Source organism: Arthrobacter sp. Leaf69, from assembly GCF_001422645.1.
Taxonomy (GTDB): domain Bacteria; phylum Actinomycetota; class Actinomycetes; order Actinomycetales; family Micrococcaceae; genus Arthrobacter.
In genome coordinates, this window is sequence record NZ_LMLR01000010.1 from 421,424 (window position 1) to 440,056 (window position 18,633).

Below are 18,633 nucleotides of genomic sequence, written 5' to 3' on the forward strand. Positions count from 1 at the left end.
CCGGTCAGCGCCGGCGGCGGGTGCTCTTGCGCTCTATCAGTTTGGTCTCCAGCACGTGGCTGGACGGCGGATTCGGGAGCCCCGAGCGGTGGAGCCGGTCAATCAGCAGGTTGGCCGCGAATGCGCCCTGGTCGGCCACCGGCTGGGAGATGGTACTCAGTCCCAGGAAACAGCTCATCTGATGATCGTCTATTCCTATGATGGACACGTTCTTGGGAGCAGACAAACCAAGATCCCTCAGGGCCATGAGGGCGCCGAAGGCCGTTTCGTCGCAGCCGGCGAGGATCGCGGAGGGCATCCGGCGGTTTTCGATCAGCTCGATCATCGCCCGCCGGCCGCCCTCGATGCTGGACCCGGCGTCGAGCACCAGGTCCGGGTCGACCGTCAGGTGATGTGCGCCGAGCGCCTGTTCGAAGCCCCGCAGCCGCTCGCTGGCGGTGATGAGGGAAGGCTCACCGGTCTCGCTGCCGGAGAGCATGGCCACGTCCCAGTGGCCCAGTCCCAGCAGGTGTTCGGTGGCGGCGCGGGCCGCTGCGGCGTTGTCGATTCCGACGTTGTCCCAGGGCACGTCGTGCATGCCCACACTGGCCACGGCCAGTCCGGAGCCGGCCAGGTCAGCAAGTTCGGCTTCGCTGAGGGCGATATTGAGGAGCAGGACGCCGTCCACCCGCTGGGACAGCCCGGCCAGGTCGCCGAAGAGTTTGCGGTGCACACTTTGCCGGTTCCGGAGGCTGATCAGGACGGTGTCGTAGCCTCCGCCGGCGAACACTTCCTCTGCCGCTTCGACGGCCTGCGCGAAGAACCATGCGGTGGCGGTGGGGGCGATGATGGCAATGGAACCGGTGCTGCCGCCGGCCAGCCGGGAGGCTGCCGGGGAGGCTTTGTACCCGAGTTTCGCGGCGGCGTCGCTGACCTTGGCCTGTGCGCTGACGGAGACGTTCGGAAGGTTGCGGAGGGCCCGGGAGACGGTGCAGATGGAGAGTCCGGAGAGTGCGGCGACGTCTTGGATGGTGGCGCGCGGCGCCTTGGCCTGCAGCACGGGCTCAGCCCTTTCTTCCCCCTGAAGTCGTGGGCCGGAAACATGGCCAAGGTCGAGTGTAAACGCTTACAAAATTGGCGCGCAAGTGGATAAACAAAGAAAAGGTCCTTTGGCCCTGCCGCACCGGTGTACTGGTGGCTAGGCAGCTCCGGGTGGGCCGTCCCGGCGCAGCACGTAGTGGCGGAGGAACGCGCTGACGTCCACCAGTTCGGCCGCCGAGATGGAGTGGCCCATTCCGGGGTAGGTCCGCGCCGTGAGACTGGTGTGCGCGTGGAGCCACTCCTCGGTGTGTTCCGTGGCGGCGTCGTTGATCACAAGGTCGTCCCGGTCCCGGCCCCAGAAGAACGGCGGGCGTGACTCGAACGATTCGCTCATCGCGAGGAGTTCGTTTTCCAGGACAAAGCCGGAGAGACCGACGGCGGCCCGGAACTGCGCCGGCCGCAGCCGCAGCAGGGTGCTGGCCATGGCCATGCCCTGCGAGTAGCCGAACAGGCTGACACTGCTGTGCTGCGCCTTGACGGATTCGATCCAGTCAAAGACCGCGTTGGTGGAGGAGATGACGTCGGCGAAGTCATGGGTCAGGAAGTAGTCCAGCAGGAACCAGCCGTAGCCGTCCCCGATTTCCTTGGGCCCGCGCAGCGCGGCGCAGGTGAATGCGGGCGGCAGGGAGTCGAACAGCTTCGCCATCCGGGACTCATCCCTGCCGTAACCGTGCATCATCACCAGCAGCGGCGTGCCGGGGCGTTCGTGTTCCGGCTTGGACCAGACGACTGTCTCCATCGGAACAGCCTAGCTTTCGGTGATCACCAGCGCGGTGCTGTGCCCGCCGAAACCGAAGGCGTTGGCTATGCCCGCCTTCGCGGGCTGGCCCGACACTGTGGCCCGGATGAGGTTAAGGTCGATCCCGGCGTCGGGCTCGCCAAGGTTGCTGGTGCCCGGGACCGCCCCGGTCTTCAGGGCCTGGATCATCACGATGGCGCCGAGCGCCCCGGCTCCGCCGAGGAGGTGCCCGGTGAGGGATTTGGTCGACGTGACGGGAACCTGGTTCCCCAATACGGCATTGATGGCTTCCGCCTCCAGGCGGTCACCCACGGGCGTGGACGTCGCGTGGGCGTGGACCAGGCCGATGTCCCCGGCGCCAAGTCCGGCCGCCGCGATCGCCTTTTCCATAACCCGGCGCTGCATGGCGGGATCAGCAGCGACGATGTCGACGGCGTCGGATGTCACCGCGGTCCCGGCCACGACGCCTAGGATGTCGGCCCCGCGGGCCCGGGCGTGGTCTTCACGCTCCAGGACCAGGATCGCGGCCCCCTCGGCCAGCACGAATCCGTCCCGGTCCCGGTCGAAGGGCCGGGACGCGGACTGCGGGTCCCCGTTGCGGGTGGACAGCGCCCGGATCTGCGCGAACCCGCTGACGATCAGGCCGTTGATGCAGGAATCCACGCCGCCGGCGATGACGACGTCGGCCGCCCCCGCCCGGATCATGTCGGCCGCCTGCGAGATGGCCTCGGCCCCGGAGGCGCAGGCGCTCACCGGGGTTCTGGCCCCGCCTTTGGCGCCTACCTCCATGGACACCCAGGCCGCCGGCGCGTTGACCATGATCCGGGTGAGGGTATGCGGGGATACCCTGCGCGGGCCGCTGGCATCCAGCGTCCGGGCCTGCTCCAGGGTGGTGTCCAGGCCGCCGTAGCCGGAACCGATCACCACAGCCAGCCGCTCCGGGTCAGCCTCGGGACGGCCGGCCTGTGCCCACGCTTCCCGGGCCGCGATCAGGGCCAGATGCCCGCAGCGGTCCATCCTCTTGTATTCGGGGGTGGTGAGCTGCGAAGCGACGTCAACGCCCACCCGGCCGGCCATGCGGACGGGGAGGCCCTGCGCCCAGTCCTCCTCCAGCGCCGCGATTCCGGAACGTCCGGCCAGCAGCGCGGCCCAGGTCTCGGGCGCGGTCCCGCCCACAGGGGTGACCGCACCGAGTCCGGTGACAACAACTCTGGGAGAAACTTCAGGCATGGGTACCGGCATTCTGTGAGGCCCTTCGGGCGGCCCGCGGGGACTGCAGGGTCGGCGGGTGTGCGGGGCGTGTGGCGAGCGGGAAGTGACGGCTTGCGGGCGGGGCGTGTGGCGGGCGGGAAGGGCGTGTGGCGACGGCTTGCGGGGGGACGGCAGGCGCGGGGCTGCCGCGATGCACCTTTTAAGAGTACGGGGATCCTGCGCCCGGGGCCGCCTCGGTGTCGCGACTGTGAATCCGCCACGGAATCGGACAACCGCACCCCGGATCCGCGCCGCGGTTGTCCAAAACCGCCGCGGAAAAGACTTTGACGTGCGGAAACTGCCGGAGTGGCGCAACGCGAATCGTTGAAACTACACACACCGGGCTGTAGCGTGACGGTGGACAGCATGCTTAGCAATGCCTATCCGTCCCACCGGACACAAGGAGCAAGTCATGAGAATCGGTTCCTCCATCTTCCTTATCGCCCTGGGCGCCATCCTGGCCTGGGCCATCGCCCCCGGACTGATCCCCAACGTGGACCAGACCATGGTGGGCTACATCCTGATGGCGGTGGGCGTGATCGGGCTGATCGCATCCCTGGTCCTGGCCTCCCCGGGACGCAGCCGCACCCGCCGGGTGAGCGAAACCCGCTCCGTCGTGGACCCCAACACCGGCGAAACCATCACCCGGAACGAGAGCCGCGACGCCGGCATCTAGTCCCGGCGGGCCGCAGTGAGCCCAACGAACAATCCCGACGCCGGGCCGGACCTCCAGGAGGTCTGGCCCGGCGTCTGCTGTTTGCCCCCTTCCCGGCGCGAAGACTGGACATGTCCCCCGAGCCCGCAAACCCACGAGGATGGACATGCCCCACGCCTGCTGCCACGGGTGAACATAACCCCCACCTGCCCACTCCCCGGCGCGAAGAGTGGGCATGTCCCCCCGGGAGCCCGTGAACACCCGATGCGGACATGCCCCGCGATTCAGACCCCGGCTGGACATAGTCCCCATCTGCCCACTCGCCGGGGCGAAGACTGGGCATGTCCCCCCGGCGCGAGAACCTGCGGGATGGACCTGCCCCGCGCCTGAGACCCCGGCTGGACATAGTCCCCACATGTCCACTCTCCGGCGCGAAGACCGGACATGTCCCCCGGGGGCCGGGGTGACTTTTCTGCGTTCATGTTGTTTTCCATTGACAAAGCAACAGATTCAAAGATAAAGTCAATCAAGTCCACCGCATGTGATGGCTATCACGGAAGTGGCAGGAAGGCCCGCAGTACTGACACAAAGGAGAGCCAGTGTTCGCCGAGGAACGCCAACAGTTGATTGTTGGGCTCATCACTGCCAGTGGCCGCGCCAGCGTCACGGACCTCGCCGAGCGCTTCAGCATCACCACCGAGACGGTCCGCCGGGATCTCGCCGCCCTCGAAGCCGCCGGCAGTGTGCGCCGGGTCCACGGTGGCGCGGTGTCCCCGGACCGCTTCAGCACCAACGAGGAGAGCATCCTGGTCCGGACCGACCAGCGGCAGCCGGAAAAGATCCGGATCGCCGAGGCCGCCCTGGCGCTCATCCCGCAGGACGGCACCGGCAGCGTCCTGATCGACGCCGGATCCACCACCGAGTCCCTCGCGGAGCTCCTGGCCGCCCGGACGGCAGCAACCACCGCGATCTCGGGCCCCGTCCCGGAGCTCGTGGTCATCACCCACTCCCTGCCCATCGCGGCCAGGCTGTCCGCCGAACCCGGTATCGCCCTGCACCTGCTGGGCGGGAAGGTCCGCGGACTGACCCAGGCCGCCGTTGGCCAGTCCACCGTCGAAGCCGCCCGCCGGATCCGCCCGGACGTCGCCTTCATTGGCACCAACGGCATCCACGCAGCCTTCGGGCTGAGCACTCCCGATCCTGAAGAAGCCGCTGTCAAGGCTGCCTTCGTCCAATCAGCACGCCGCATAGTGGTGTTGGCTGATTCCTCTAAGCTGGACGCCGAAACCCTGGTCCAGTTCGCCTCGTTGAAAGATCTGGACACCTTGATCACTGACACGAAACCCAGCCCGGACCTGGCCGACGCCCTCGCGGACGCCGGAGTGGAGGTGGTGGTCGCATGATCGTCACCCTGACCGCCAACCCGAGCCTGGACCGCACCGTGGCGTTGCCTGGACCCCTGCTCCGCGGCGAAGTCCAGCGGGCCGTCTCCGTCCGGCAGGAATCCGGCGGCAAGGGAGTCAACGTCTCCCGCGCCCTCGTCGCCTCCGGCATGACAACAGTCGCCGTGCTCCCCGGAGCCGAAGCGGACCCCGTCCTCGCCGGGCTCCGGGCAGGCGACGTCCCCTTCGCCGCCCTCCCGATCGGCGAGCCGCTGCGCAGCAACGTGGCGCTCACCGAGCCCGGCGGCGTCACCACCAAAATCAACGAACCCGGCCCGGTTCTCAGCGCGGACCAGCAGGAAGCCCTGATCGGGCTGCTGCTGGACCGCTCCCGCGGCGCCAGCTGGGTTGTCCTGGCCGGATCGCTCCCACCCGGGGTCCCGGCCGACTTCTACGCCACCGTCACCCGGCGGCTGCGCTCCATGGATCACGGCAATGAGGCTCCCCTCATCGCCGTCGATTCCTCCGGCGAACCGCTCGCCGCCGCGATCTCCGGCGATGCGCTGGGGAAACCGGATCTCCTTAAACCCAACGCCGAGGAACTGGTGGAACTGGCCGCCGCAGCCGGATTCGCCACCAACAAGTCCGCCGAGGAACTCGAAGCGGATCCGGAGGCAGCCGCGGTGGCCGCCGCCGCCGTCGTGCGTTCCGGGGTGGGTGCCGTGCTGGCAACACTCGGGTCCAAGGGTGCGGTGCTTGTGACGGCCGACGGCGCGTGGCTGGCCACGCATCCGCCGGTCACTGCGGTGAGCACGGTAGGCGCCGGCGATTCCTCGCTGGCCGGCTACCTGCTCGCCTCCGGCCAGGGCGCCGCCCCGGCCGATTGCCTCCGTCAGGCCGTGGCCCACGGTGCCGCCGCCGCTTCCCTGCCGGGCTCCACAGTCCCGGCAGTCCACCAAACCACCCCCGATGCCGTAACCATCACGGCCCTCCGGAAGGATTGACAGTGACTCAGCTCATTACTACCGAACTGGTCGAGCTCGACCAGAACCTGGGCAGCTCGCCCGAGGACGTGATCCGGCACCTGGCAGGCAAAGTTGCAGCCAACGGCCGCGCCACAGAAGTTGAAGGCCTCTTCGCCGACGCCTTCGCCCGTGAATCCAAGACCGCCACCGGCGTCCCGGGCGGCATCGCCATCCCGCATTGCCGCTCGACGGCGGTCACCGAACCGACGCTCGTAATGGCCCGGCTCTCCCAGCCGGTGGACTTTGGCGCCAAGGACGGTCCCGCGGACCTGATCTTCTTCATCGCGGCCCCCGAAGGCGCGGACCAGGAGCACCTCAAGCTACTCTCCAAGCTGGCCCGCTCCCTGATCAAAAAAGACTTCACCGCGGCCCTGCGCGCCGCCGGCTCCGAGGCCGAGGTGGTTGAGCTCGTGGAAGGCGCCCTCGCGGACAAGCCGGCGGCGGCGCCGGCGGCAGCTGCCGCCACCGGCGTCACTGCGGGCGCAACCGCCGACGCAAACGGCGAACCGGCCCCCTCCGAAGCGGCCCGTCCCAAGCGCCTGGTCGCCGTCACCGCGTGCCCCACCGGCATCGCCCACACCTACATGGCCGCCGATTCGCTTGTGGCCGCGGCAAAGGAAGTCGGCGTCGACCTGCAGGTGGAGACGCAGGGGTCCTCCGGCGCCAAGGCGCTGGACCCCGCCGTGATCGCCGCCGCCGACGCCGTGATCTTCGCCGTGGACGTGGATGTGCGCGGCAAGGAGCGTTTCGCCGGCAAGCCGGTCATCAACGCGCCGGTCAAGCGTGGCATCGACGAGCCGGACAAGATGGTTCAGGAGGCCCTCGCCGCTGCGGACAACCCCAACGCCCGCCGCGTCCCGCACTTCGGTGAGGACCAGGCGCAGCAGGAGGCCGAGGAGAAGGGCGAGCACTTCGGCACCAGACTGAAGAAGGCGCTGCTCACGGGCGTCAGCTACATGATCCCGTTCGTGGCAGGCGGCGGCCTGCTGATCGCCCTCGGCTTCCTGTTGGGCGGTTATGACATCACCGCTTTCGCGGACAAGATCCTGGCGGAGAACAGCCTCACCAATCTGCCGACCGAATACCCGGAACTCGCCTGGGGCCCGCTGGGCGCCTACCTGGGTGCCGTGATGTTCAAGATCGGCGCCCTGTCACTGGGCTTCCTCGTCCCTGCACTGTCCGGCTACATCGCGTACGCCCTCGCTGACCGGCCCGGCATTGCCCCGGGCTTCGTCGCCGGCGCCGTTGCCGTCTTTATGGGTGCCGGATTCATTGGTGGCATTGTGGGCGGCCTGATCGCCGGCTATGTGGCACACGCGATCGGAAAGCTCAATGTGGCCCGCTGGCTGCGCGGCCTGATGCCGGTGGTTATTATCCCGCTCGTGGCATCGTTCGTGGCATCGGGCATTCTGTTCGTTTTCCTGGGCGCCTACATTGCCTCGATCACCGCCGGGCTCAACAACTTCCTTGCCGGCCTCACCGGCGCCAGCGCCATCGCCCTCGGCGTCATCCTGGGCCTGATGATGTGCTTCGACCTCGGCGGACCGGTCAACAAGGTTGCTTACTCCTTCGCCGTCGCCGGCCTCGGCGCCGCCTCTGTCGCCAACCAGGCCCCGTGGCAGATCATGGCAGCCGTCATGGCCGCCGGCATGGTCCCGCCGCTGGCCATGGCACTCGCCTCCACCGTGCTGAACAAGAAGCTCTTCAGCCTGGCAGAGCAGGAAAACGGCAAGGCGGCCTGGCTGCTGGGAGCGTCCTTCATCTCCGAAGGCGCCATCCCGTTCGCCGCCGCGGACCCGCTCCGCGTCATCCCCGCCAGCATGCTCGGCGGCGCCGTGACGGGCGCCATCTCCATGGCAGCCGGGGTGGGATCGAAGGCCCCGCACGGCGGAATCTTCGTCTTCTTCGCGATCGACAACTTCCTGATGTTCGTTGTCGCCATCGCAGCCGGAACCGTCGTCACGGCCTTCGCAATCATCGGGCTCAAGCGCTACGCAGTCAAGAAGCCGGTTGATACGGTGGAACAGGTTCCCGTAGCCGCCTGAGCCGTCCAGAAAAACCTTCCTGGCTGATATTCCCCAAGCTGAAACCAAGGAGCAACAATGACCGAACGTAACGCCACCATTGCCAGCCGCGTCGGGCTGCACGCCCGACCGGCCGCGATCTTTGCCGAGGCTGCAGGCGAGTTCGATCTCGAAATCACCATTGCCCGCCTGGGCGAACCCGTTGACGAGGCCATGGATGCCGCAAGCATCCTGTCCCTCATGAGCCTGGGCGCGTCCCACGGCGAAGTTGTGGTGCTGCGCGCCGAGGGCGATGGCGCCGACGCCGCCCTGGAGCGTCTGGTCCAGATCCTCGAAACGGACCACGACGCCGAATAGCGTCACCGTCCGGCGACGCTGCCACCGGCTCCGAGGCCCGGTCGAACCCTGAAGAGGGTGCGGCCGGGCTTCTGCGTTCCGGCACCCTCGGGGGGTTCCCGGGAAATTCCTCAGCAAACTTAGTAACTGCTTGTCACGGCCCGGCCGCGCCGCTAGTTTGGAAACCACGGCACCACCACCCGTGGGCTGCCGCAGGACCAGTTCCCGGCCGAAGGAGACGCCCCGTGGCAACCGTGCAGCACAGCATTGAAGTCGACGTTCCCGTGTCCACCGCGTACAACCAATGGACCCAGTTCGAAACCTTTCCCGAGTTCATGAAAGGGGTCGCGGCCGTCGAACAGATCGACGAGACCTCCCTCCAGTTCCGCACCGACATCGCCGGCGTCCGTCGCGAATACTTCGCCCAGATCACCGAGCAGACGCCCGACCGGAAAATCGCTTGGGTCAGCACGGACAAGCCGCGCAACGCCGGGACCGTGACGTTCGAACCCCTCGGTGCCGAGCGCGCCCGGGTCAACGTGGAACTGGAGTGGGAGCCCGAGGGGCTCATGGAAAAGGCCGGCTCGGCCGTCGGTGCGGACAGCCGCCAGGTCACCGCGGACCTCGGCCGCTTCAAAGAGTTCATCGAATCCCGCGGCATCGAAACCGGCGAATGGCGGTCCTCGGTGGCCCGGGGCGAAGTGGAAGACACCACCGGCGGCCCCTACATCCAGCCAGGGAGGTAGCCGTGCCCACGAAAAAGAACGGCCCGCGGGGCGCCGAAAGCCCCAGCATCAAGGATCCGGAACTCTACGAAGAGCTGCTGGAGGACGGGGCGTCGAAGCAGAAGGCCGCCCGCATCTCCAACGCCGCCGCCAAGAAGGGCCGGTCGGCCGTGGGCCGCAAGGGCGGGAATGCCGGTGACTACGAGGACTGGACCGTCCCCCAGTTGAAGGCGCGCGCCAAGGAGATCGGCCTCAAAGGCTACTCGGCGAAGAAGAAAAGCGAGCTCATTTCCGCGCTCAGGAACTCCTGATCCCGGTGGCCGCCGGCCGGACCGGCTCCCGCTCAGGCCTCCTTGCGTGCGGCCCCATCGGCAGTCTTCGCGGCGGCAGCCTTCGGGGATGCCTTCGTGCCGCCGGTTTTCGCGGTGGTTTTGGCGGTGGTTTTCGTGCCGGCTTTGGGAGCGGCCCGGGAGGCCGACTTGGGCGCGGCCTTGGCCGCCGTCGACTTCGCGGCGGGCCTGGCGGCGGATTTGGCAGTGGATCCGGCGGTGGGCTTCCCGGTGGATTTGGCGGAGTCCGCTCCGGACACTGCCCCTCCCCCGCGTTTCTTCTCCAGGCTCCGCTTGAGCGCCTCCATCAGGTCGATCACCTCGCCACTGCCGGCCTCGGCCGCCGCGACGCCGAAGGTCTCCTCGGTGTCCAGGGACTCCCCCTTCTCCAGCTTCGCCTCGATGAGCTGGCGCAGCTGCAGCTGGTAGTCGTCGGTGAACTGGTCCGGCTCGAAGTCCGCCGCCATCGAGTCCACCAGCGCCGCGGACATCTCGCGTTCCTGCGCGGAGATGCGGATGGTGGTTTCGAGCGCGGGGAAGCTGGCCTCCCGTACCTCGTCGGCCCAGAGCAACGACTGCAGGACCAGGACGTCTCCGCGGATCCGCAGGGCCCCCAGCCGGGTCTTGTCCCGCAAGGCGAACTGGACGATGGCCACCCGGTCGGTGTCCTCCAGCGCCCGCCGCAGCAGCACATAGGCCTTGGGCGACTTGGAGTCGGGCTCAAGGTAGTAGCTCTTCTCGAACGTCATCGGGTCCAGCTGCTCGGCCGGCACGAACTGCACCACGTCAATCTCGTGGCTGTTCTCGGCCGGGATGGACTTCAGCTCCTCGCGGCTGAGGACCACCGTCCGCCCGTCGTCCTCGTAGGCCTTGTCGATGTCCTCGTAGTCCACGATCTTGCTGCAGACCTCGCAGCGGCGCTGGTACCGGATCCGTCCGCCGTCGGCATTGTGGACCTGGTGGAGGCTGATGTCGTGGTCTTCGGTCGCGCTATAGACCTTGACGGGCACGTTGACCAGCCCGAACGCTATCGCGCCTTTCCAGATGGCTCTCATGGATCAAGTGAACATCACAGTTGCAGGCAGGTGAAGACCTTTGACTGAAACCACGCCGGCCGGCGGCAGGGAGCGTGTCCGGGTTGCCGGCCGCGAAATGGTTATCACCAACCTGGACAAGGTCATGTATCCGGAGACGGGCACCACGAAGGCCGACGTCCTGGCCTATTACGCCGCGGTGGCGCCGGTCCTGATTCCGGCTGCGGCGAACCGCCTGGCCACCCGGAAACGCTGGGTGCACGGCGTCGGGACCGCCGATGCCCCTGGCGAGATGTTCTTCCAGAAGAACCTGGACCATTCGACGCCGGGGTGGGTGCCGCGGGCGTCCATCACCCACAAGGACCGCACCATCCAGTACCCGCTGGTCAATGATCCGGCCACCCTGGCCTGGCTCGCCCAGATCGCGGCCCTCGAGATCCATGTCCCTCAGTGGCGCGTGGATTCCCACGGCAACCAGATGCCTCCGGACCGGCTGGTGCTGGATCTGGATCCAGGCGAAGGGGCCGGGCTGGCCGAATGTGTTGAGGTGGCGAAGCTCGCCCGCACCATCCTGGAGGACGTGGGACTGGAGCCCGTACCCGTGACCAGCGGGAGCAAGGGCATCCACCTGTACGCCGCGCTCGACGGCACACAGAGCTCGGAGCAGATCTCCGAGTTCGCCCACGAACTGGCACGTTCACTTGAGGCCGACCACCCGGAGCTTGCCGTGAGTGACATGAAGAAGACGCTGCGCACCGGCAAGGTCCTGGTGGACTGGAGCCAGAACAGCGCCGCAAAGACCACTATCGTGCCCTATTCCCTGCGGGGCCGGCTCCGGCCCACGGTGGCGGCACCCCGGACCTGGCGCGAACTCAGCTCGCCGTCCCTGCACCAGCTCGACTACCAGGAGGTCCTGCAGCGGGTGAAGTCCGGCAAAGATCCCTTCGCCGTCATCTCCGGCAAGCGGCCGGGTCCCGACGCGGCGGCAACCGGCGACGCGGCGGCAACCGGCGACGGCGGTGACACCGATCCGCGGCTGGAGACGTACCGCGCCAAGCGGGACGCGGCGTCCACCCCGGAGCCGTTCACGGCCGAGCGCCACCGTGCAGGCGCAGAAGGAGCGGAACCCGGCGACGGCACGCTCCGGGAGAAGTTCGTTATCCAGGAACACCACGCCAGCCGGCTGCACTACGATTTCCGGTTGGAGCGCGACGGCGTGCTGGTGTCCTGGGCGCTGCCCAAGGGTGTCCCCACGTCCAAGACGAAGAACCACCTCGCGGTCCAGACCGAGGACCACCCGATGGACTACGCCGACTTCGAAGGCACTATCCCCAAGGACCAGTACGGTGCCGGGACCATCAGCATCTGGGACCACGGGTACTACGAGTGCGAGAAGTGGATCGCGGGCAAGGAAGTGATTGCCACCCTCACCGGACAGGACGACGGCGGGCTGGGCGGCGCCCGCAGGTTCGCCCTGATCCACACCGGCCGGGGCGACGACCAGTGGCTCATCCATCTGATGGACCCCCTCGCCGCGAAGGACTCGAAGGCGGGGCGGACCGCCCCGCCGCAGGACGATGAAGCGGATGCCGCCACAGCGCCGGCCGGTGGCCAGCCCGCCACCCTGGTTCCTGAGGACTTCAAGCCGATGCTGGCCAGCGCCGGGAGTATTTCCGACCTCCCGGACAAGGACTGGCAGTTTGAGCTCAAGTGGGACGGGGTGCGGGCCCTGATCGTCGGGGACGCGAAGTCCATCCGACTGATCAGCCGCAACGGCAACGACATGTCCGCCGCGTATCCGGAGCTGACGGACCGCACCTGCTGGCCGGAGCAGGATTTCATCGCCGACGGCGAGATCATCGCCGTCGGCCCGTCGGGGCGTCCCGACTTCGGGCTGCTGCAGGGGCGGATGAAGCTTACGAGGGCCGCCGACGTCGCGAAGGCGCGGGCGTCGACGCCGGTGCGGCTGATGCTGTTCGACCTTCTCGCCGAGCATGGCAAGGACCTCCGCCGGCTCCCGCTCAGCAAGCGCCGGACCGGGCTGGAAGCGTTTTTCACCCCCTCCGACTGCCCGGTGGAACTCTCCGGGCTGATCGACGGCGATATCCGGCACATCCTGGAAAGTGCCGAGGAGCTGGGGCTCGAGGGCGTGATGGCCAAGCGCACGGACGGCCGCTACGTCGGGCAGCGCAGCAGGTCCTGGCTCAAGCTCAAGTTCGAGCGCACCCAGGAGGTGGTGGTCGGCGGCTGGCGGCCGGGCAAGGGCGAGCGCGGGCAGTCCGTGGGCTCGCTCCTGCTGGGGATCCCGGACGGATCCAGGCTGCGCTACGTGGGACGGGTGGGCAGTGGCTTCAGTGCCCGCGAGCTACTGGAACTGCGCCAGCAGCTCGATGCGCTGCCGCGGAAGACCTCGCCGTTCAGCGACGTGCCGGCAGCCGACGCCTCGGACGCTCACTGGGTGAGCCCCAGACTGGTCGGCGAGGTCACCTACGGGGAATGGACCGGCAGCGGCAAGCTCCGGCATCCGGTCTGGCGCGGATGGCGGCTGGATAAGGAGCCGGGGGACGTGGTGGTGGAGGACGGCTGAGGGCAGCGAAAAGCCCGGGCCAACCGTTGCGGGTTGACCCGGGCTGATGCCGACCGGATTAATGCCGCCGGCCTGTAGCGCCGACCCGTGACCGCGGGCGGCGGTCAGGAGGAGTGCGGGGTGTCCGGCGGGGTGATCCGGTGAACCGCGTTCACCGCGGCCCCCTGAGCCAGCCGGCCGTGCTTGACGTCGTGTTCCTTGGGGTGGCGGTGTTTGCCGTTGCCGTCCGGCCACTGCTGCCCCCCGGCTGCGGAAGGCGGGGCGGGGCGTTTGGTTTCCGGGCCGGGCGCCTCATCCATGGACTCCGCCAGATGACTGGCAACCTCGGGATTGATGTCGTCTCCGAACTGGTGTTCCGCCATTGCTCTTCCTTCCGCTGTCGAATTACGCCGTCGAAATAAGCTGTGAAATGAAGTGTCCAACAATCGTAGGTCGGCGGCCTTGCGTTGTCTGTAGGGCTACCAGCGGACTTTCTTTTCCGTCGGACCCTGCTTGCCGCTGACGTGCGTGGGCTTGTGGCTGTGGCCAACACTTTGTGAGCCGGCGCCGCCCCGCGACTTGCTGGCGAGCATCTCCTTCTGGGCGTCGGTGAGGCGCGACTTGATGCCTTTCCCCTGCCCCTCCTTGGGCTGGGACGTGCCGTCCCCTTCGGCCCCGCTGTTGGTGCTCTTCTCGGTCTCTTTGCCAGTCATGGACTGTTCTCCTTGTGCGGCTTGGTGATCAGTGCTGCGCTGACTTCAACCCTAAGCGCATTCCTGATCCCGTGGGTACCCCCTTTTTCGCGGTGCAGCGAGGTCTCGGAGGGTCAGCCGGGAGTGGGACGGCCCCGTCCCGGGAAGCCTGATTTGGGCCGGAAAACCGGCTCGAGGCCGCGCCGCGGGGAAAAATTTTGCGGCGGCCACGCTGGAGGCCGGGGTTTCCCAGCATTGGCGCGGCGAAATGGCGGAAAAGATATCCGCCATTTCACCCCTGATCGGGGTCGAAACACCGGATGATACGGCACGAAACTCGGAAACACCATAGAAATCACGTAAAATTGAAAGCCTGCCCAGAGCGGGGCAGCTACAAGTCGCAAGCAAATGACCTCCATAGGAGCGGCCCAAATGCCCAAAGACCGAAGCACGACCGACTCTTCAGCAGGCGTTTTGAACGCCAGCGGAACCAACCAAGCCGCACCCTCGGGTGCGAAGAAACCTAAGCTGCGTACGCGGCGTCGGCTCAAAGAGTCCGACGTCAACGTCGTCAACAAGCCGATGCTCAAGAAGGCACTCGGCGGCACCATCGTGGGTAACACCATGGAGTGGTACGACGTCGGCGTGTTCGGCTACCTGATCACCACCATGGGACCGGTGTTCCTGCCTGAGGCGGACAAGAGCGTTCAGACGCTGTTCCTGCTGGGAACGTTTGCCGCCACCTTCATTGCCCGCCCCCTCGGCGGAGTCATCTTCGGCTGGCTCGGCGACAAGGTGGGCCGCCAGAAGGTCCTCGCCTGGACCCTGATGCTGATGGCTGCCAGTACTTTCGCCGTCGGCCTGCTGCCCGGCTACGCGCAGATCGGCATGTGGGCTGCGGCCCTGCTGGTGCTGCTCAAGCTCGTGCAGGGATTCTCCACCGGCGGCGAGTACGCCGGTGCCACAACCTTCGTAAGCGAATACTCCCCGGACAAGCGCCGCGGCTTCTTCGCCAGCTTCCTGGACATGGGCAGCTACCTCGGCTTCGCCCTCGGCGCCGCACTGGTTTCCGGACTGCAGCTGACCCTCGGCCAGAGCACCATGGAGGAGTGGGGCTGGCGGATCCCGTTCCTGATCGCCGGCCCGCTGGGCCTGATCGCGATCTACTTCCGTAACAAGATCGAGGAATCCCCCCAGTTCCAGGCCACCCTGGACGCCCAGGAAAACGTCGCCAAGGACGCTGCTGCCTCTGACGCTGCCGCATCCAAGGGCCCGGTGGGCATCGTGAAGGCCTACTGGCGTTCACTGATCGTCGCCATGATCCTGGTGGCAGCCGCGAACACCGCAGGCTATGCCCTGACGTCCTACATGCCGACGTACCTCACCGAGTCCAAGGGCTACGATCCGGTGCACGGCACCCTGCTGACCATCCCCGTGCTGGTCATCATGAGCCTCTGCATTCCGCTCACGGGGAAGCTGTCCGACCGGATTGGCCGCCGCCCCGTGCTGTGGATCGGTGCGCTCAGCACCGTGGTCCTGGCCGCCCCGGCGTTTATGCTGATCGGCGTCGGAGAAATCTGGTCCACCCTCCTGGGCCTGGGCCTGATCGCTTTCCCGGTGACGTTCTACGTGGCGAACCTGGCCTCGGCCCTGCCGGCGCAGTTCCCGACGGCGAGCCGTTACGGCGCCATGGGCATCGCGTACAACTTCTCCGTAGCCATCTTCGGCGGCACCACGCCCTTCATCGTTGCCGCCCTCATCGGCGCCACCGGCGATGACATGATGCCCGCCTACTACCTGATGGCCACCTCGGCGATCGGTGCAGTCGCGATTTACTTCCTGAAGGAATCGGCCCAGCGCCCGCTGCCGGGTTCCATGCCCAGCGTGGACACGCAGGCCGAGGCCAAGGAAATCGTTGCGAACCAGGACGAGAACCCGCTGATCGACCTCGTGGAGATGGACATGCCCTTCACCACAACCGCCGGTACGGGTGCTGATCCGACGGCACCGCGGGACACCGAAAAGGTTCCTGTCTAAGCCTGAGCTTGCCCTTCTGGCAGCCCGGTCCGGTTCATCCTGAGCCCGGCCGGCTAACCCAGGCTCTGTAGCAAAGTCCCGCCCGTTGAGGCCTGCCTTGTGTGATTACCCGTTGGGGGAACCACACAAGGCAGGCCTTAGGCGTGTCCGGTTGCAGGCCCTGCACCTGTCCCGTCCGGTCCCAGCCTGAAAAATTGGAGGCACCATGCAATCCCTCGGCGCGCATTTCCGCACGCTTCACAGCCTGGCACCGGCCAACAGGGACCACGCCTCGGCAGCGCGCGTTGCCGTCGGAGTCGCCGTCCCGTCCCTCGCACTCCTCGCCGCGGGCCGCCCGGAGCTGATGATCTATGCGGTGTTCGGTGCCCTGACCGGCATGTACGGTCGGAACGAGCCGCATCAACTGCGCCTCACGCACCAGGGCCAGGCGGCCTTCCTGCTCGTCGGCGGGCTGGCAGTCGGTGTCTTCCTTTCAATAGACCAGCTCCATTCCTGGGTGCTCGTCGTCACCGAAACCTTGCTGGCAGCAGCGGGTTCCCTCTTCGCGGACAAGGTCGCGCTGAAGCCCGCCGGCCCGTTCTTCGGGATTTTGGCACTCGGCGCCTGCGCCTCCGTTCCCACAACGGTGCACTGGCACACGGCGGTCCTGATCGGCGCCCTGTCGGCCGCCTGGTCCATGGTCGTGGGGTTCGGCGGCTGGGTGCGGGGCAGGGCGTGGGAACGCGGCGCGGAACGTGATGTCCCTGCCCTGCGCGGGGCCAGGCGCCGGTCAGCCTGGATCCATGCCGGCCGGTACCTTACCGCCGTCGGCGCGGCCGGCTCCGTCGGAGTCCTGAGCGGAAGCGGGCACCCGCACTGGGCCATGGCGGCCGCCGCCGTCCCCTTGGCGGGGGCGGATATGCCAAGCAGTGTGCACCGCGGCCTGCACCGGATTGTTGGCACCCTGGCGGGCCTTGTGGTGGTTGCTGTGGTGTTGTTCCCGTGGGACTTCTCCCCCCTCCGTTCTTTCCCCGGGCACGAGGCCGCCGTCCTGGCCCTCTTGGTGATAGGACTGCAATTCACCACGGAACTCTTCATGACCAGGCACTACGGGCTGGCTATGGTGTCCTTCACTCCCGTGATCCTGCTGATCACACAGCTGGCCGCACCGTCCGACCCCTACATTCTGGTGACCGAGCGCGCCGCCGAAACCCTGCTGGGCGCCCTGACGGGCATACTCGTCGTCGTGCTGATCCGCCGACGGCGGTGACGGCCCCTGCCGCCGGAGCGGCAGGCCGCACGGCCGCTCCCCCTTCCGCGGAACCCGGCGGGAGCGGCCGCAGCGGCCGCAGCGGGCGGGCCGGCTATTGCGGTTCGGCGGCCAGGAGCTCGGCGTGCTCCTCCGGCGTCAGGTCCTTTTGCCCGTCCATGACCGGAGGCGGGGAGAGCTTGTACGCGGCGTAGTACAAGCCGCCTGCGAGTGCCATGGTGATCAGCGGGGTGAGCTGCGAGACCACGGGCAGCGCTGTCTGCTCGGTCAGCAGGATGCCGGCGGCGGAGGCGATCACCCATGCGATGGCTCCGGCTGTCACTGGCTTCAGCCGCCCCGGCCGGACTTCCGGAAGGTACCGCTCCTCTTTCCAGTTGATGGCGATGTACGTCAGTGCGATCGCAACCCAGGCCGTGACAAAGACTCCCTGCCAGGCGAGCGCCTTCAGCAGGTAGCTCAGCACATCCGTGAGCATCAGCAGGTACGCCAGGATGCCGGAGACGATCACCCAGACATACCGTGGCAGGTTCAGGCCGAACGCCCGGTGGGCGAAGGCCGAGAGGTTTGTCGACGCGAGGAAGTAGTTGGCCGTGTTGATGCGGGTCTGCGAGATGAAGATGACCAGCACGCCCCAGATTCCCAGCGACGAAATGAAGGCCGTGACCACACCCGTCTCCGAGGCCTCGAGTCCCCAGGCACTCATGATGTAGATGCCGACGAGGCCGTTCAGGCCGAAGGTGAAGGCATAGAACACCCAGCCGAAGGTGACGCTGCCCAGGAACCTCCGGTCCTCGCGCTTGCCCATCCGGGCGTAGTCAAAGGTGTACATCATCATGATGTACACCCCCATGTAGATCAGATAGGACGTCAGCCAGCCGGGCAGCGCGGAGCTGGCCGCGGCCTCGCCGATCCAGTTGGTGGGGACTCCTTGGAGCACCGTCGCGGCGATCACCACGGCAACGAGCCCCGCGAAATAGAACGGGAGCAGGAAGCCGTTGAGCCGGTCCAGCCAGTGCTGGACGCCACCGACCGCCAGGGGAATGGCATAGATCACCACCGCGGCGTACCAGATCAGGATGTCGCCGCCAAAGTACTCGTGGAAAGCGACGGCGATGATGGAACCTTCAAAGACGGCGTAGTAGATGGCCGTCGCTGCGAAGATCAGTGACGCAAGCGCCGAGCCCAGCAGCCCGAACAGGGTGCGGGAGAAGACACTCACGGTCAGTCCGGTCCGGGCGGCGTAGCGCGAGAGCACCAGGTTGATGAGCCCGTAGGTGGCGATAGTGAGGACCATGCCGATGATGGTGTTCGGCACCCCCACGGCACCTGCCGAGGCGACGGCCACGTAGATCCAGAACATGGCCGAAAACAGGGCCCACCAGGCCATTGTCAGCGACCATTTGCCGACCCGCTGATCCGCGGGCATTACTAGATTTGAGTACGACAAGGCGACACCTCTGGTGTTGTAGTGATGCATTTATGGAACTGGTGGCGGGAGCCACGGGACTG

17 protein-coding genes are annotated in these 18,633 nt (G+C 67.2%); 10 read left to right on the top strand and 7 right to left on the bottom strand.

Going from position 1 to position 18,633, the window contains the following annotated elements; all coding sequences use genetic code 11:
• Positions 1-4: 4 nt before the first annotated feature.
• The 3 genes from ASE96_RS07225 to ASE96_RS07235 form a co-directional block, all read right to left on the bottom strand.
• Positions 5-1,039: a LacI family DNA-binding transcriptional regulator gene (locus tag ASE96_RS07225; RefSeq protein WP_056428056.1), complete on the bottom strand. Its 1,035-nt coding sequence runs from the start codon at positions 1,037-1,039 to the stop codon at positions 5-7.
• A 138-nt stretch (positions 1,040-1,177) separates the two neighbouring features.
• Complete coding sequence (locus tag ASE96_RS07230; RefSeq protein WP_056428057.1) at positions 1,178-1,819, bottom strand: alpha/beta hydrolase; 642 nt, start codon at positions 1,817-1,819, stop codon at positions 1,178-1,180.
• Between the two features lie 9 nt (positions 1,820-1,828).
• Entirely contained in the window at positions 1,829-3,049 is a 1,221-nt protein-coding gene (locus tag ASE96_RS07235; RefSeq protein WP_056428058.1) for a beta-ketoacyl-[acyl-carrier-protein] synthase family protein, read from the bottom strand.
• A 433-nt stretch (positions 3,050-3,482) separates the two neighbouring features.
• On the opposite strand from ASE96_RS07235, the gene ASE96_RS07240 reads away from it, so the two are divergent.
• The 7 genes from ASE96_RS07240 (at position 3,483) to ASE96_RS07270 (ending at position 9,528) form a co-directional block, all read left to right on the top strand.
• Positions 3,483-3,746 carry a DUF6458 family protein gene (locus tag ASE96_RS07240; RefSeq protein ID WP_056428060.1) on the top strand — a complete coding sequence of 88 codons (264 nt, stop codon included), beginning with the start codon at positions 3,483-3,485 and terminating at the stop codon, positions 3,744-3,746.
• Between the two features lie 578 nt (positions 3,747-4,324).
• Positions 4,325-5,128, top strand: coding sequence for a DeoR/GlpR family DNA-binding transcription regulator (locus ASE96_RS07245; protein WP_056428063.1), 804 nt, complete (start codon positions 4,325-4,327; stop codon positions 5,126-5,128).
• Positions 5,125-6,111, top strand: coding sequence for a 1-phosphofructokinase family hexose kinase (locus ASE96_RS07250; RefSeq protein WP_056428066.1), 987 nt, complete (start codon positions 5,125-5,127; stop codon positions 6,109-6,111). The genes ASE96_RS07245 and ASE96_RS07250 overlap by 4 nt, the downstream gene beginning before the upstream one ends.
• Before the next feature lie 2 nt (positions 6,112-6,113).
• Positions 6,114-8,177: a PTS fructose transporter subunit IIABC gene (locus ASE96_RS07255; RefSeq protein WP_056428069.1), complete on the top strand. Its 2,064-nt coding sequence runs from the start codon at positions 6,114-6,116 to the stop codon at positions 8,175-8,177.
• A 57-nt stretch (positions 8,178-8,234) separates the two neighbouring features.
• Positions 8,235-8,513 carry an HPr family phosphocarrier protein gene (locus tag ASE96_RS07260; protein ID WP_056428072.1) on the top strand — a complete coding sequence of 93 codons (279 nt, stop codon included), beginning with the start codon at positions 8,235-8,237 and terminating at the stop codon, positions 8,511-8,513.
• Between the two features lie 224 nt (positions 8,514-8,737).
• Complete coding sequence (locus ASE96_RS07265) at positions 8,738-9,238, top strand: SRPBCC family protein (protein WP_056428074.1); 501 nt, start codon at positions 8,738-8,740, stop codon at positions 9,236-9,238.
• Positions 9,239-9,240: 2 nt separating this feature from the next.
• On the top strand, positions 9,241-9,528 hold the full coding sequence (locus ASE96_RS07270; protein WP_056428077.1) for a DUF7218 family protein: 288 nt from the start codon (positions 9,241-9,243) through the stop codon (positions 9,526-9,528).
• Positions 9,529-9,560: 32 nt separating this feature from the next.
• Here ASE96_RS07270 and ku read toward each other — a convergent pair whose 3' ends face one another.
• Entirely contained in the window at positions 9,561-10,601 is a 1,041-nt protein-coding gene (gene ku / locus ASE96_RS07275) for a non-homologous end joining protein Ku (protein WP_056428079.1), read from the bottom strand.
• Positions 10,602-10,698: 97 nt separating this feature from the next.
• On the opposite strand from ku, the gene ASE96_RS07280 reads away from it, so the two are divergent.
• Positions 10,699-13,167, top strand: a complete 2,469-nt coding sequence (locus ASE96_RS07280; protein ID WP_056429247.1) for an ATP-dependent DNA ligase — start codon at positions 10,699-10,701, stop codon at positions 13,165-13,167.
• A gap of 104 nt (positions 13,168-13,271) precedes the next feature.
• On the opposite strand, the gene ASE96_RS07285 is transcribed toward ASE96_RS07280, so the two are convergent.
• Positions 13,272-13,529 carry a hypothetical protein gene (locus ASE96_RS07285; RefSeq protein WP_056428082.1) on the bottom strand — a complete coding sequence of 86 codons (258 nt, stop codon included), beginning with the start codon at positions 13,527-13,529 and terminating at the stop codon, positions 13,272-13,274.
• A 96-nt stretch (positions 13,530-13,625) separates the two neighbouring features.
• Positions 13,626-13,859: a hypothetical protein gene (locus ASE96_RS07290; protein WP_056428085.1), complete on the bottom strand. Its 234-nt coding sequence runs from the start codon at positions 13,857-13,859 to the stop codon at positions 13,626-13,628.
• Between the two features lie 411 nt (positions 13,860-14,270).
• Here ASE96_RS07290 and ASE96_RS07295 point away from each other — a divergent pair, with 411 nt between their 5' ends.
• Positions 14,271-15,875 (top strand): MFS transporter, encoded by a 1,605-nt coding sequence (locus tag ASE96_RS07295; RefSeq protein WP_056428088.1) that lies wholly within the window; start codon positions 14,271-14,273, stop codon positions 15,873-15,875.
• A 205-nt stretch (positions 15,876-16,080) separates the two neighbouring features.
• Complete coding sequence (locus ASE96_RS07300) at positions 16,081-17,124, top strand: FUSC family protein (protein ID WP_056428089.1); 1,044 nt, start codon at positions 16,081-16,083, stop codon at positions 17,122-17,124.
• A gap of 94 nt (positions 17,125-17,218) precedes the next feature.
• On the opposite strand, the gene ASE96_RS07305 is transcribed toward ASE96_RS07300, so the two are convergent.
• Positions 17,219-18,550 carry a purine-cytosine permease family protein gene (locus ASE96_RS07305; protein WP_056428090.1) on the bottom strand — a complete coding sequence of 444 codons (1,332 nt, stop codon included), beginning with the start codon at positions 18,548-18,550 and terminating at the stop codon, positions 17,219-17,221.
• Positions 18,551-18,633 lie beyond the last annotated feature (83 nt).

What these genes read in the sequence shown, in the direction of transcription:
- ASE96_RS07230 (WP_056428057.1), bottom strand. Translation starts at nt 1,819, where the DNA reads ATGGAGACAGTCGTCTGGTCCAAGCCGGAACACGAACGCCCCGGCACG.
- ASE96_RS07250 (WP_056428066.1), top strand. Translation starts at nt 5,125, where the DNA reads ATGATCGTCACCCTGACCGCCAACCCGAGCCTGGACCGCACCGTGGCG.
- ASE96_RS07240 (WP_056428060.1), top strand. Translation starts at nt 3,483, where the DNA reads ATGAGAATCGGTTCCTCCATCTTCCTTATCGCCCTGGGCGCCATCCTG.
- ku (WP_056428079.1), bottom strand. Translation starts at nt 10,601, where the DNA reads ATGAGAGCCATCTGGAAAGGCGCGATAGCGTTCGGGCTGGTCAACGTG.
- ASE96_RS07305 (WP_056428090.1), bottom strand. Translation starts at nt 18,550, where the DNA reads ATGCCCGCGGATCAGCGGGTCGGCAAATGGTCGCTGACAATGGCCTGG.
- ASE96_RS07285 (WP_056428082.1), bottom strand. Translation starts at nt 13,529, where the DNA reads ATGGCGGAACACCAGTTCGGAGACGACATCAATCCCGAGGTTGCCAGT.
- ASE96_RS07280 (WP_056429247.1), top strand. Translation starts at nt 10,699, where the DNA reads ATGGTTATCACCAACCTGGACAAGGTCATGTATCCGGAGACGGGCACC.
- ASE96_RS07295 (WP_056428088.1), top strand. Translation starts at nt 14,271, where the DNA reads ATGCCCAAAGACCGAAGCACGACCGACTCTTCAGCAGGCGTTTTGAAC.
- ASE96_RS07260 (WP_056428072.1), top strand. Translation starts at nt 8,235, where the DNA reads ATGACCGAACGTAACGCCACCATTGCCAGCCGCGTCGGGCTGCACGCC.
- ASE96_RS07300 (WP_056428089.1), top strand. Translation starts at nt 16,081, where the DNA reads ATGCAATCCCTCGGCGCGCATTTCCGCACGCTTCACAGCCTGGCACCG.
- ASE96_RS07290 (WP_056428085.1), bottom strand. Translation starts at nt 13,859, where the DNA reads ATGACTGGCAAAGAGACCGAGAAGAGCACCAACAGCGGGGCCGAAGGG.
- ASE96_RS07235 (WP_056428058.1), bottom strand. Translation starts at nt 3,049, where the DNA reads ATGCCTGAAGTTTCTCCCAGAGTTGTTGTCACCGGACTCGGTGCGGTC.